Origin of the sequence: Blautia sp. MSJ-36 (assembly GCF_018917985.1) — a bacterium.
Lineage (GTDB): Bacteria > Bacillota > Clostridia > Lachnospirales > Lachnospiraceae > Blautia_A.
Genome location: NZ_JAHLPQ010000005.1, coordinates 95,363 through 108,715 on the forward strand (window position 1 = coordinate 95,363; position 13,353 = coordinate 108,715).

A 13,353-nucleotide genomic window follows, 5' to 3' on the forward strand; every position below is an offset into this window, starting at 1 on the left:
GATGTATCTTTTATCCTTTCTGATATCCTGACATTTTTTTATTTGTCAGATATCATTTCCACGTCAGCCTCTGTTTTTTCTTGCTCTTCTTTTACAAGTCTTCCATAAAGTTTTGTCATTTTATAAATCTTCTCAATGATTTTTTCATTGAGCTGACCTTTTTTCATACGCCACTTCCAGTTATCACCAAGGGTTGACGGTTCATTAATCCTTGCCTCATTTCCAAGGCAAAGATAATCCTGTACCGGGATCACACAGCGATCCGCCACACTGGACATGGCTGCGCGGATCAGACTCCATACGGCTGCAGTCTCATGCTTGCCCTCACAGCCGATATAAGCCTTTGCAAAATTCCGGTCATGCTGGCTTAAATTGCGGAACCAGCCTCTTGTGGTTTCATTATCATGAGTGCCTGTATACACGATACAGTTTCTTTCATATCTGTGTGTCAGATACGGACTGTCTTCATTCTCATCAAACGCAAACTGAAGAACTTTCATTCCCGGAAATCCGGATTCTTCCACCATCTCAATAACACTGTCTGTAAGAAGACCAAGGTCCTCCGCGATCACATCCAGTTTTCCAAGATTTTTTTCGAGAGTACGGAACAGATCCATTCCCGGTCCCTTTTCCCAGTGGCCGAATTCCGCAGTCTTATCTCCGTATGGAATGGAATAATACTCGTCAAACCCTCTGAAATGATCAATTCTTACCACATCATAAAGTTTCATACAGTTGGCCATCCGGCGTGTCCACCATGCATAGCCTGTCTTTTTATGATATTCCCAGTCATAAAGAGGATTTCCCCAGAGCTGCCCGGTAGCGGAAAAGGCATCTGGCGGGCATCCGGCAACACCAACCGGAAGATTATTCTCATCAAACTGGAACAGTTCCGGCTGTGCCCATGCGTCCGCACTGTCAAACGCAACGTAGATCGGTACATCTCCGATGATCTCCACGCCTTTCTCATTTGCATAAGTTTTCAGCTCTGTCCACTGTTTGAAAAAACAGTACTGCTGGAAACAGTAAAATCCCACTTCTTTCGCAAGTTTTTCTCCTGCCTCAGCCAGTGCGTCTTTTTCTCTGTTTTTAAGCTCTTTTGGCCATTCGATCCAGCTGATCCCGTTCAGACTGTCCTTAATGGCCATATACAGGCTGTAATCTTCCAGCCAGGCGGCATTTTCTTCTACAAACTTCTGATACTCTGGATCTCCCTCACAGTCATAATTTTCAAAGGCTTTTCTTAAGAGACGGAATCTGGAATTATAAATCTTCTCATAATCCACGTAACTCTCACTTCCACCCCAGTCGCAGTTCTCACAGTCACTTTCTTCCAGATAACCAGCTTTTACAAAGGCTTCCAGATCAATAAAATACGGATTTCCCGCAAAAGTGGAAAAAGACTGATACGGTGAATCTCCATATCCGGTAGGTCCAAGAGGAAGGATCTGCCAATATTTCTGCCCAGCCCTTACCAGCTGGTCTACAAACTCATACGCCTCTGCGGAAAAACATCCTATTCCATATTTCGATGGAAGGCTGGATACCGGAAGCAAAATTCCACTTGCTCTCATCATTTATGAATCCCCCTGTTTTCTCAGTAGTTGCGCCCGCTCACAGATGTCTGCAGGAGCACTCTGGTTTTTATTATATCACCCCATCCCAGAGCGTTCAAAGGCATTTTTTGTGGATATATATCAATATATCATGATAAACCTTCTCCCTGTCTTTCTCATTGAGGATCTCATGGCGCATTCCCGGATATAATTTTCCCCGGACATCCCGGTATCCTGCCTGACGCATGGCACGGACAGCCTTGGCAAACTGGCGGACATTTCCCATACAGGGGTCTTCCGCCCCACTGATAAACAGCACCGGCATCTCCGGTTTCGTACACTTCCAGTGTTTCACATCGTACGCTCTTTTCATCAGGTCAAAAAGTGCCAGATACGCATCATCCGTAAAGGTAAATCCGCAATACTCGGAATCGGAATAATCTTTAACAACCTGCGGGTCGGAACAGATCCAGGAAAAACGGTTTTTCTCTTTTTTAAACCGCATGGCGTAACTTCCAAAAGACATCATCTCGATCAGACCTGCGCTGTGTCTTGGCCCGAAAACAGCTTTTTCCGCCTTTGCCAGGGCTACTCCAACCGGACGAAGCGCATTGTAACTAGGTGATCCGCAGACGATCAGCATATCCATACAGTCATCATGATGGGCTGCATAAGCACGAACAGCCAGGGATCCCATACTGTGTCCAAAAAGAATCAGCGGAAGTTCCGGAAAATGATCCTTGATCAGGCAGTTGACTGTATGGATATCCTGCAGCATGGCATCTGCTCCACCGCCGTACATATATCCCAGGTCTTCTTTGCTCCTCACACTCTTTCCGTGGCCACGGTGATCATGGATCACACTTACATATTTCCGTTCTGCCATATATTCCATAAAAGGAAGATAACGTTCCTTATATTCACTCATTCCGTGAACAATCTGGATGATCCCACGGTACTTCTCGTCACGTCCCAGTTCCGGCACCACTGCCAGACAGGAAATTTCCAGTCCGTCTGCTTTTGAAGGGAATGAGTACTGAATTGTTCGTATCATATTTTCACCTCGTCTTTTCTGCTGCTTTTTTGTTTCTCACAGTATATCATAACACAGGGGGTTTCTCAAACAGTAAACCTATGTTATAATCGTTACGGTAAACTAGATGTGTTACGATTCACTCCATATCCGGTAACTCTGTATCTGGTTTATCTTACCCGAAAACCTAGATGACTTATTGTAAGGAGGAATAATGAATACAGAAGACAATAACGATTTTTACGACGACGAGCTCTCCAGGTCATTGATCTCCAATGATTTCGAAGAGGATACTCCTCGCAAAAAGAAAAAAAGCAAAAAACCACTTGTGATCTGTCTGATCATTCTTCTGATCGCTGCGGTGGCCGGCGGAATTGCCTGGTATATGGTTCAGCGCCATAAACCGGTAGAAGCCACAGAAGAATTTCTCACAGGCATGCAGAACATGGATTTTACCACCATGGAAAACCTTCTCCAGAGTCATGATCTCAGTGCTCTGGATGATGCGGATATCCGTGATTCCGCCTACACAGATTTCTTCACTACTGTCAACAAAAAAATGACTTACAAGATCACCAAAAACAAATTCGACATTCAGAATGGCACCGCAAAAGTAACTGTCCACATGAAATACATCGACGGAACCAACATCTATGCAGCTACCATTCAGGAATATACCCGTAAAGTTGCGGTTGCCGCCTATGCCGGAAAAGAAATGACCCAGGATGATATTCAGGAGATGCTTGCTACCCTTCTTGCGGAAAACGCCTCCACAGCGGATGAGAAATACAGCGAAATCGATATCACCTATCCGCTGATCAAAATCGGAAATGATTGGAAGATTGTTTCTCTGGATGATACTACTGTCAAAGTTATGTGTGCGAACTTCAAGAGTGTAAAAGATGAGATCTCATCTCAGCTTACAGACGATACCACCACAGACAGTTCCAGCACAGATGCCGAATCCACAGGTTCTGATTCTACACAGGCTACAGGTGCATCCATTGATATCACAACAGACAAATTCTCTGTCCGTTTCAAACAGTTCGCAATCTCCAACGATTACGGCGGAAATCCATGTCTGATGATCTACTACGATTACACAAACTCCGGTGATTCCCAGTCCAGCGCATTTGTGGACTTCACTCTCCAGGCTTCCCAGAACGGAGAATCCCTGGAAGGAACTTATCCGGAAGCCAACGATGATGCTGTAGACAATTATATGAACACCATCGATCCCGGAAAGACCGTCACAGTATGCCAGGTATTTCTTCTGAAAGATACCACCAGTGATGTAACCCTTCAGGGAAAAGAAACTCTGAATGTAAGCGGCGGACAGACGACTTCCCAGGTTCTGAAACTGCAGTAAGATACCTGCCAAAATAAAAACGGAAATTTCTCCTTCATGATCTTTTCATGACTGGAAGAAATTTCCGTTTTTTTCTTTTTTCACATACGTATATTTTCCCTGTTTCCGTGAAAAACTATCTCCTGTATAACGAAAGGATGGTGACTTATGGCAAATAAATGTCTGCAGTATTTTGCTCTGACCATTGCTGTGGTCGGCGCCATAAACTGGGGTCTGATCGGCTTCTTTAATTTCAATCTGATAGCGTTCCTGTTCGGAAGCATGAGCTGGCTCTCCCGAATCGTCTACGGGCTTGTAGGTTTATGTGGGCTTTATCTTCTGACTTTCTATACTCTGATCGATCAGGGGGAAGCAACTGAATAAGGTAAGCCACTACACATAACGCAAAAAATCCTCTGCCACATTGAAAATACAGCAGAGGATTTTTTTATTATAAATAATAAAAAAAGAACTCTGATCATTCTCAGAGTTCCGAAGAGCGATAGACGGGGCTCGAACCCGCGGTCTCGACCTTGGCAAGGTCGCGCGTTACCAACTACGCCACTATCGCACAAGCGGGTGATGGGAATCGAACCCACGTATCCAGCTTGGAAGGCTGGTGTTCTACCATTGAACTACACCCGCAGTTATGAAATTATAAAAGTTCATCTTTCGATGAGAGCGATAGACGGGGCTCGAACCCGCGGTCTCGACCTTGGCAAGGTCGCGCGTTACCAACTACGCCACTATCGCATAAGCGGGTGATGGGAATCGAACCCACGTATCCAGCTTGGAAGGCTGGTGTTCTACCATTGAACTACACCCGCGCATCGTCGCTTCGGTGATTACCGATCGCTTGACCGCTACAACGATGATTAGTATATAGCATACTGTTTTATTTGTCAACAGGTTTTTTGAAATTTTTTAAACTTTTTTATTTATTTGATTTGTCGTCAATAATCCCATACATTTGTGGCGGAAACCTGGCTCTTCGGTTTCTTGATCACAAGCTCCGGACTCTTGGCACTGACTTTGGTATTTGCAGGGATAGATTCTGTGATGAAAGTATTACCACCGATAATGGTATTCTCTCCCACAACGGTCTCTCCGCCAAGAACTGTAGAATTAGAATAAATCGTTACATTGTCACGGATCGTCGGATGACGTTTCACATTGGCAAGCTGCTGTCCCATTCTTGTGGAAAGCGCTCCCAGTGTCACACCCTGATACAGTTTCACATTATTTCCGATCTCTGTTGTCTCACCTACAACCACGCCGGTTCCATGATCAATAAAGAAATACTCTCCGATGGTCGCACCCGGGTTGATATCAATTCCTGTACGGCCGTGTGCATATTCTGACATCACACGTGGGATAAACGGAATTTCTTCTTTATAAAGAACATGAGCCAGACGATATACATAGATTGCAAACAGTCCCGGGTAGGAAAAAATAATCTCTTCCTTACTCTTGGCTGCAGGGTCTCCGTCAAAACCGGCCTGCACATCTGTCAGAAGCAGTCTCTGGATCTCCGGAAGCTGCTCAAAGAATCCACATGTGGTTCTGTCTGCACGAGCTGCTGCCTCTTCCGGTTCCTCTCCGTGATAAAGAAGCGCAATCTCGATCTGGTTCTTCAGTCTGTCATAAATGTCATTCAGTCTGTGTCCCACATAATACTCCGGAAATATGGTAGCACTGGTATCTGTGCTGAAATATCCCGGAAATACAATGGATTTCAGATCTCTTACTATATCAATGATCACCGAACGGTTCGGCAGACGTCTGCCGCTCTTCGGCATAAAAAGTTCTTCGGAAGCGTAATTCTCTGTAAGACCTTTGGCAGCCTTAAGAATCGCTGATTTCTTGTCGCTCATAATTCCCTCCATTTCTGCACATCCGCTTCTGTCTGTACACTTTATCTCATTATCTTATTATAGTCTGGAAGATTCGTCAATAATACAGAAAGAAAAGTTTCAAAAAAGATTGACCTTTCCCCGGATACCTTATATAATAATAAAGGTTTTCGCAAAAGATTCCAAAAAAATCTGGAACTACCTGGAGATGTACCCAAGTGGCTGAAGGGTCCGCACTCGAAATGCGGTAGGTCGGGCAACCGGCGCGAGGGTTCAAATCCCTCCATCTCCGCTTACTGTTGTCTTTTTATCAGCCAGATATCAGGAAGAATTTTTATTTATATTTTATGTATAAAAAACACTTTCATCTCTTGACAATTGTATGTTTTATATGTATAATTTCAACAGTGATGAAAACACAACCGAATATAGGGGATTGGTCAAATGGTATGATAGGGGTCTCCAAAACCTTTGGTGGGAGTTCGATTCTCTCATCCCCTGCTATTAATAAGTGTCGAAGATTCTTGTATTTCAGGGGTTTTCGGCATTTTTTATTTTTGTCATTCCTTGTAGGTAACCAAAAAAGTAATCGCCCGAACTGTAATATCATCGTCCAGGTGATTACTTTTCAATCCTTTAATGCTTTGCATCTCTCTGCATTATAGCATCAGAGATTTTTTCCCATCTGATACGCCTCTTCTACATACGGACTTCTTTTCGTCATGTCCGGGCTTCCGCAGCCGTATCCCAGCACCATTCCCTGATCTTTAAATCCACAATAACGTACCAACGTCTTATAATGAGCTTCCAGAGCTTCAAACGTCCAGTTATCCGCATTCCATGCCACAGTGAGAAGTGCGGATTTCATATGTTTTCCATGGAGACTACTGTTATATGCACAAAATCTGTCCACAACGATCTTAAGCTGTGCGGACATTCCATAATAGTACAGCGGAGTTGCAAACACCACCATATCCGCTCCCAGGATTGCCTCCCGGATCTGCTGATTATCATCCTTCTGAACACATGGACCTTCATAACCACATGCAACACATCCGATACATGGATGAATATTCATCTTCGCAAGGTCAAACCGTTCCACTTTATGTCCAGCCTCCACAGCTCCCTTTGCAAAACTTTCCGCCAGGATGCTGGTAGAGCCTTTTTTATTGGGACTTCCCTGCAAAATTATAATCTTCATAAATTCCACGTTCCTTTGACTCTTGTTTATTTTTCTGACAGATCAAGACTTCCTACCCAATTCTGGATCTGATCCGGATCCGCATGTTCTTTGCAGACACGGCTTTCCGGATCATTATAATCCAGGTCTTCTGTAGTATATGCCTCTGCCGGCTGCAACTCAAACAATTCTCCGTCGGCTGCATCTGCAATTGTTTCAGCTGCTGCTTTCGTATTTCCGGTTGCTGAGTAATATGCAACCAGAACCTTCGATGATTTTTCTGTGTTTTCGTTATCCTGCAAAGCCTCTTCTTCATTTTCTGTTACGTCTGATTCCGCTGTTGCTGCATGATCCTGGTTCTGGCTTCCGCACCCGGCAGTCATTGTCAGTGCAAACAAGACTCCAGCCATTACAATTGCTTTTTTCATAAACAATGCCCTCCTGTTTTGCAAAGCAGACATTCCCATTCTGCTCTGCCCAATTCAGTTCTTCTTATTTCCCGGAAAATCTTTTTTACACATTTATTTTAGCTTTCACACAGGATTCTGTCTAATACCTATTTTCGCTTGTAAATCATGCCTGCAAAGCATAGTTTATTTTTATCAATACCTGTTCTTTATTCCATATCCGTCTTTTCCGAAATCAGCGCCTTCATTTCTTCATATTGCTGTTTTCCCACCAGGAGCTTGTTCCCCTGTTTTTCGATCCGTCCCGTTCATCAAAAGAAAGATACGCTCATTTCTTGCCTGTTCCAGCAGATATTCTCCCATCTGCTGGCTTTCATATTTCAATGCCTTTATGTCTGAATACATCCATTTCTCAAACATTGGCCTTGAAATTTTCACCGCAATACTGTCTGTCACCGTTCGAAGTGAGGTCTTATAGACATCCAGATCCATAATAAATTCCATTCCGCCAAACGCATACATTTTTCGAAACTGCATAAAATCATAGCAGATCCCAAGTACCCGGTAATCTGTAGCCACGATCAGTCCTTCTATAATAAAATAAATCGTATCTGCCGGATTATTCTCTCGGATAAATGTTGTCCCTTTTTTCATTTTTTCCACAACAAATGCATCAATAAGCCAGTCAGGAGCAGTTCGAAAATATGTTTCAAACTGCTCCCTTCTTTCCTGGCTTACTTCTTTTAAAAAGGGACATTTCTGATATAAATATCGTTCTCCCATATTCATTTCTCTGCCAGTATATTATTTTTTTATTTCAGCTTCTCCAGGATTGATTTCCCGATGGTGCCCTCGGGCATTTTTACCCCGAAGTTCTCTGCAACAGAGGCGCCGATCACAGCAAATGTATCCTGGTCCTCAATAGCTCCCGTCTCTTTCATTTTCTTTGAATATGCAAGAAACGGAACATATTCTCTGGTATGATCCGTTCCTGTATAGGTGGGATCATTTCCGTGATCTGCAGTCAGGATCAAAAGATCATCCTCCCGCATTTCATTCATAAGATTACCAAGTCCTTTATCAAACTTCTCGATCTCATGTCCATATCCTTCCGGATTTCTTCTGTGTCCCCACAGAGCATCGAAATCCACCAGGTTTACAAAACAAAGTCCATGAAAATCTTCTTTGCAGATCTCCACGGTCTGCTGCATGCCGTGTACAGAGCTGTCCGAGTGATAAGTCTTTGTGATTCCCTCGCCACAGAAAATATCGTTGATCTTCCCAACACCGATCACATCAAGGCCTGCATCTTTCAATGCATTGAGCGCTGTTCTTCCTGTGGGCTTCAGTGCATAATCATGGCGGTTGCTGGTTCTTTTAAACTCACCCTTTTTCTTTCCCACATAAGGCCTTGCAATAACTCTTCCAACTCTCCACTCGTCTTTCATGGTCAGTTCTCTGGCAATCTCACAGCAACGATACAGATTTGCAAGATCAAACGTCTCCTCATTTCCGCAGATCTGCATTACAGAATCTGCAGATGTATAGACGATCATGGCGCCTGTATTTATCTCTTCCTCACCGAGTTCTTCTATGATCTCTGTACCGCTGGCACTCTTGTTTCCTATCACACGCTTACCGCATCTTTTCTCCAGCTCCTGGATCAGTTCCTTTGGAAATCCTGTCTCTGTAAAAGTAATAAACGGCTTTTTTGTATTAATTCCCATCATTTCCCAGTGTCCGGTCATGGTATCCTTGCCATTGCTGGTTTCCGCAATCCGCATATAACGCCCCATCGGTTTCTCCACGCCTTCCATCCTGCCGCCTTTATGCAGGTTCAGCATCCCCAGCTTCTGAAGATTTGGAATATCCAGAGTTCCCATCTTATCCAGGATATGTCCAAATGTATCCACACCTTTGTCACCAAATTTTTCGGAATCCGGCATTGCCCCGATTCCAAGTGAATCCAGAACGATCACAAATACTCTCTTATAAGTTTCCATAAGCACATTCCTTTCTGTCAGGCCAGATTAGCCGGTCCAAATCCAAGTGGTAAAAGTTCCTTTAAAGTAAAAATATCATATTTATCTTTGCTGACTGCCAGTATGATCTGAAAGGTTTCCGGATCACAGAATTCCATCATAACCTGTCTGCACACCCCACACGGTGCCGCATATTCTGTAAGAACGCCATCCTTGCCGCCCACAATGCAGATTGCCTGAAATTCCCTCACGCCCTCACTGACCGCTTTGAAAAAAGCAGTTCTCTCTGCACAGTTCGTTGGGGTATAGGCAGCATTTTCTATATTACACCCGGTATAATAGGTACCATTTTTTGCAAGAAGTGCCGCGCCTACATGAAAATGCGAATATGGCACATACGAATAATCCAGCTGTCTGATCGCCAGATCGATCATTTCTTCAATCTGTTTCTTTTCCATGATTTTCCCACCTTTCCTGAATAAAGTGAATGTTTCCATTTTACTGTGTTATAGCTTCATACTCCGCAGTCCAAAATCAGACAATATTTATCCTCTTTAATATCCTGCCCCTTCTTCTTTCTTCACGATCTTCACAATTCTGCTGGTTCCAAGACGGTCTGCTCCAAGAGTAAGGAATTTCTCCGCATCGTCCATGCTTGAAATACCACCTGCCGCTTTGATCTTCACACCTTCTCCTACGTGTTTTGCAAACAGCTGGATATCATCAAAAGTTGCACCTCCTGTAGAAAATCCGGTAGAAGTTTTGATATAATCTGCCCCTGCATTTGTCACAAGCTCACACATTTTAATCTTTTCTTCTTCTGTCAGCAGGCAGGTTTCGATGATCACTTTCAGGATTTTATCCCCGCATGCCTCTTTCAGAGTACGGATCTCCTGTTCAACATCCTGATATTTTTTATCTTTAAGCCATCCGATATTCATCACCATATCAATTTCATCCGCCCCGTTTTCGATGGCGTCTTTTGTTTCAAATTCCTTCGTTTTTGTGGTCATATTTCCATTTGGAAAACCGATCACTGTACAAATTGCCACCTTCCCCTGCACATATTCGCTGGCCTGTTTTACATAGCACGGCGGAATACATACAGAAGCAGTCTGGTATTTGATCCCGTCATCACAGATCTGTCTGATTTCCTCCCAGGTTGCACCCTGCAGAAGCAGGGTGTGATCTACATGTTTTAAAATTTCATTTACATTCATCTTTATTCTCCTTTTTTCTGTGACTGGTCCGCACGGATCAGTTCCCGGATCGCCTGTACTGCAACCTGGATCGCCTTATCAGTATCATGCACAACAGGATTGTCCAGTCCCAGTTTTTCTCTTTCCTGGTTTGCAAGCACCAGGAAGCAGGAACCTGCACGTACTCTTAAATGGCTTGCTACTACAAAAAGAGCAGCAGATTCCATCTCAGAAGCAAGGCATCCGAGGCGCTTCCACGCTTCCCATTTATTCATCAGTTCATAGCTGACCGGCTTGGTCTCCGGCTCATGCTGACCGTAGAATGCATCTTTGCACTGTACCACACCTGTATGAAATTCACAGCCCTCTTTTTTCGCACCTTCCACAAGTGCATTGATCACTTCCAGATTTGCCACCGCCGGGAATTCGATAGGTGCATACTCTTTACTGGTACCTTCCATACGGATCGCACCGGTTGCAACAACAATGTCTCCGCTCTTTACCTCCGGCTGCATTCCACCACAGGTTCCGATCCGGACAAAAGTATCTGCTCCGCATCGATAAAGTTCTTCCATTGCAATGGAAGCAGACGGTCCTCCGATTCCGGTGGATGTTACACTTACCTTCACTCCATCCAGTGTTCCGGTATAGGTTACATATTCCCGGTTATCTGCCACAAAAACCGGATCATCAAAATACTGTGCGATCTTTTTGCAGCGTTTCGGGTCTCCCGGTAAAATAACGTAACGTCCCACTTCTCCTTTTGCTACCTGAATATGATACTGTCTGCTTGCGTCTTCTGAATAATTTTTCATATCTGTCATCCTCTCTTTTTTTGTTTTATATATCCTCTTTTAATTTTTTACCTGGTCTCATTTTATCTTTGTCCTTTATCATAAGGAATTCCTTCCGCTTTCGGTGCCCTTGATTTCTGGGAAATAAAGGCAAGAACAACGAGAGAAATAATGTATGGCAGCATATTATACAAACTGCTTGGAAGTTTTAATGCCACAAGCGGCGCAAATCCGGTATACACATTTGACAGCGCACGGAAAAATCCAAATAACAATGCTGCCAGTCCGATATTCACCGGTCTCCACTGTCCAAAAATCATAACCGCCAGTGCCAGGAATCCAAAACCTGCCACCCCATTCTCAAATTTCCACTCACTTACACCCGCCGTGATGTAGACCAGACCCCCAAGGCCCCCAAGTGCTCCGGAGATCAGCACTCCTGCATAACGCATTCGGTAAACAGAAATACCTACGGAATCCGCTGCCTGCGGGTGCTCTCCACATGCACACAGCCGAAGACCAAACTTTGTTCTATATAATACAATGTGTGAAGCAATGATTGCCAGTACAATGATCAGCATAAACCAGTTAAACTCAAAATCTCCGATCTTTACCAGAAACACCTGCTTTGCCTGACGATATACAACAGTAGAAGATACATTATCCGGATTTTCCGCTACATTGATCGCTCTTACAATAACAACTGCCGCCGCAGTTCCCATTAAGTTTAATGCAGTTCCCACCAGTGTCTGATCAGCATTAAAGTGGATCGCCGCAAATCCCAGAAGCAGTGAAAATGCCATTCCAACTAAAACACTTGCCAGTACGATCAGAATAAACAAAACGATTCCCGGAGTGGTTGCCGGAAGAAATTTCATTGCCAGGGCACCGCCAAGGGCTCCCATGACCATGATGCCTTCCAGACCAATATTGATTACTCCACTGTGCTCCGAAAAACAGCCCCCAAGAGCAACCAGTGCCAGAACCGATGCAAAGATTAATGTATACTGAACTAATAATACCATATTATTTCCGGCCTCCTTTCTTTACCTTTACACTTTTTTCTTCTTTTTTATCCAGGTAACGGTTAAACCAGATCTTGAAGAAAAATACAAACGCACACAGATAAATAATAAATGCTGAGATCAGATCAGAAATCTGTGTACAGTATGTTGTTGTATCCACATAAGTACCACCACTGGTAATATGCTGGATAAAGTAGGAGGCGAAAATTGTTCCGATAGGATCCAATCCACCGAGAAATGCCGCTGCGATTCCATTAAATCCCATGCCCGGCACACTTGTCTGCTGTACCATCCACTGTTCAATTCCGCTTAAGTAGAAAATTCCCGCACCGAAACCGGCAAGACCTCCGGAAATCATCATGGTAACGATAATATTTCTTTTTTCATGCATGCCACAGTATTTTGCGGCCAGTTTGTTGATTCCTGTTGCTTTCAGTTCAAAGCCAAATTTTGTTTTCTGCAGCACAACCCATACAATAATCGCTGCGATCACTGCCATCGGCACCCCAATGGTCATGTATTTGTTATGAAACAGTTCATTTAATCCAGCTGTTGGAAGCATTGCACTTTTGTTGTAGCTGAATAACAGTTTTGTATATGGTGTGGAACCATCCTTTACCTGTGATAATAACATATTTACGCTGTAAAGAGAAATCCAGTTTAGCATAATACAGGAAATTACTTCGTTTACATTCAAATATGCTTTTAATGCACCGGAAATTCCTCCCACCGCAGCAGCAATAAGTACTCCTGCGATCAGGCAAATATACCACGGCAGGTTAAATCTTAAGGCCATATACAGGCATCCACCTGCGCCGATCACATACTGATCTGCTGCACCAATGTTGAACAAACCTACTTTGTAGGCAAATATTACTGATAACGCACACATCAGAAGTGCTGACGCTTTTATTAAAGTTGTTCCAAAATATTTCGTCGTTGCTGCCGCATTCGGATAATAGAAAAAGTTTTTCAT

At 43.7% G+C, this 13,353-nt stretch carries 14 protein-coding genes and 6 tRNA genes; 4 read left to right on the forward strand and 16 right to left on the reverse strand.

Annotated elements, in window-relative coordinates; translation table 11 throughout:
- Positions 1–38: 38 nt before the first annotated feature.
- On the reverse strand, positions 39–1,574 hold the full coding sequence (malQ, locus tag KQI39_RS05795; protein ID WP_148448240.1) for a 4-alpha-glucanotransferase: 1,536 nt from the start codon (positions 1,572–1,574) through the stop codon (positions 39–41).
- 97 nt (positions 1,575–1,671) lie between these two features.
- Complete coding sequence (locus KQI39_RS05800; RefSeq protein WP_148448158.1) at positions 1,672–2,610, reverse strand: alpha/beta fold hydrolase; 939 nt, start codon at positions 2,608–2,610, stop codon at positions 1,672–1,674.
- A 193-nt stretch (positions 2,611–2,803) separates the two neighbouring features.
- Here KQI39_RS05800 and KQI39_RS05805 point away from each other — a divergent pair, with 193 nt between their 5' ends.
- Positions 2,804–3,958 carry a DUF5067 domain-containing protein gene (locus tag KQI39_RS05805; protein WP_243279029.1) on the forward strand — a complete coding sequence of 385 codons (1,155 nt, stop codon included), beginning with the start codon at positions 2,804–2,806 and terminating at the stop codon, positions 3,956–3,958.
- 147 nt (positions 3,959–4,105) lie between these two features.
- Positions 4,106–4,321, forward strand: a complete 216-nt coding sequence (locus tag KQI39_RS05810) for a DUF378 domain-containing protein (RefSeq protein WP_148448156.1) — start codon at positions 4,106–4,108, stop codon at positions 4,319–4,321.
- Positions 4,322–4,435: 114 nt separating this feature from the next.
- Here KQI39_RS05810 and KQI39_RS05815 read toward each other — a convergent pair.
- From KQI39_RS05815 to epsC, 5 genes are all read right to left on the reverse strand, one after another.
- Positions 4,436–4,508, reverse strand: a tRNA-Gly gene (locus tag KQI39_RS05815).
- A gap of 3 nt (positions 4,509–4,511) precedes the next feature.
- Positions 4,512–4,582 (reverse strand) — tRNA-Gly (locus KQI39_RS05820).
- A gap of 35 nt (positions 4,583–4,617) precedes the next feature.
- A tRNA-Gly gene (locus tag KQI39_RS05825) sits at positions 4,618–4,690 on the reverse strand.
- 3 nt (positions 4,691–4,693) lie between these two features.
- A tRNA-Gly gene (locus tag KQI39_RS05830) sits at positions 4,694–4,764 on the reverse strand.
- Between the two features lie 126 nt (positions 4,765–4,890).
- A complete protein-coding gene (gene epsC / locus KQI39_RS05835; protein WP_118063184.1) occupies positions 4,891–5,811 on the reverse strand; it encodes a serine O-acetyltransferase EpsC in 921 nt (306 codons plus the stop codon).
- Positions 5,812–5,994: 183 nt separating this feature from the next.
- Here epsC and KQI39_RS05840 point away from each other — a divergent pair.
- Both KQI39_RS05840 and KQI39_RS05845 read left to right on the forward strand, forming a co-directional pair.
- Positions 5,995–6,082 (forward strand) — tRNA-Ser (locus tag KQI39_RS05840).
- A gap of 138 nt (positions 6,083–6,220) precedes the next feature.
- A tRNA-Trp gene (locus tag KQI39_RS05845) sits at positions 6,221–6,291 on the forward strand.
- Positions 6,292–6,457: 166 nt separating this feature from the next.
- On the opposite strand, the gene KQI39_RS05850 is transcribed toward KQI39_RS05845, so the two are convergent.
- From KQI39_RS05850 to KQI39_RS17855, 9 genes are all read right to left on the reverse strand, one after another.
- Complete coding sequence (locus KQI39_RS05850; RefSeq protein WP_173772531.1) at positions 6,458–6,991, reverse strand: flavodoxin family protein; 534 nt, start codon at positions 6,989–6,991, stop codon at positions 6,458–6,460.
- A 26-nt stretch (positions 6,992–7,017) separates the two neighbouring features.
- Complete coding sequence (locus KQI39_RS05855; RefSeq protein ID WP_243279028.1) at positions 7,018–7,398, reverse strand: flavodoxin; 381 nt, start codon at positions 7,396–7,398, stop codon at positions 7,018–7,020.
- Positions 7,399–7,629: 231 nt separating this feature from the next.
- On the reverse strand, positions 7,630–8,160 hold the full coding sequence (locus KQI39_RS05860) for a cyclic nucleotide-binding domain-containing protein (RefSeq protein WP_253293079.1): 531 nt from the start codon (positions 8,158–8,160) through the stop codon (positions 7,630–7,632).
- Between the two features lie 29 nt (positions 8,161–8,189).
- Entirely contained in the window at positions 8,190–9,380 is a 1,191-nt protein-coding gene (locus KQI39_RS05865; protein WP_148448147.1) for a phosphopentomutase, read from the reverse strand.
- Between the two features lie 17 nt (positions 9,381–9,397).
- Positions 9,398–9,817: a cytidine deaminase gene (locus tag KQI39_RS05870; protein WP_148448145.1), complete on the reverse strand. Its 420-nt coding sequence runs from the start codon at positions 9,815–9,817 to the stop codon at positions 9,398–9,400.
- A 96-nt stretch (positions 9,818–9,913) separates the two neighbouring features.
- Positions 9,914–10,579, reverse strand: coding sequence for a deoxyribose-phosphate aldolase (gene deoC / locus KQI39_RS05875; protein ID WP_148448143.1), 666 nt, complete (start codon positions 10,577–10,579; stop codon positions 9,914–9,916).
- 2 nt (positions 10,580–10,581) lie between these two features.
- Complete coding sequence (gene udp / locus KQI39_RS05880; RefSeq protein ID WP_173772529.1) at positions 10,582–11,373, reverse strand: uridine phosphorylase; 792 nt, start codon at positions 11,371–11,373, stop codon at positions 10,582–10,584.
- A gap of 62 nt (positions 11,374–11,435) precedes the next feature.
- Positions 11,436–12,377 (reverse strand): ABC transporter permease, encoded by a 942-nt coding sequence (locus KQI39_RS05885; RefSeq protein ID WP_021976106.1) that lies wholly within the window; start codon positions 12,375–12,377, stop codon positions 11,436–11,438.
- A gap of 1 nt (position 12,378) precedes the next feature.
- Positions 12,379–13,353, reverse strand: a complete 975-nt coding sequence (locus tag KQI39_RS17855; protein WP_256443723.1) for an ABC transporter permease — start codon at positions 13,351–13,353, stop codon at positions 12,379–12,381.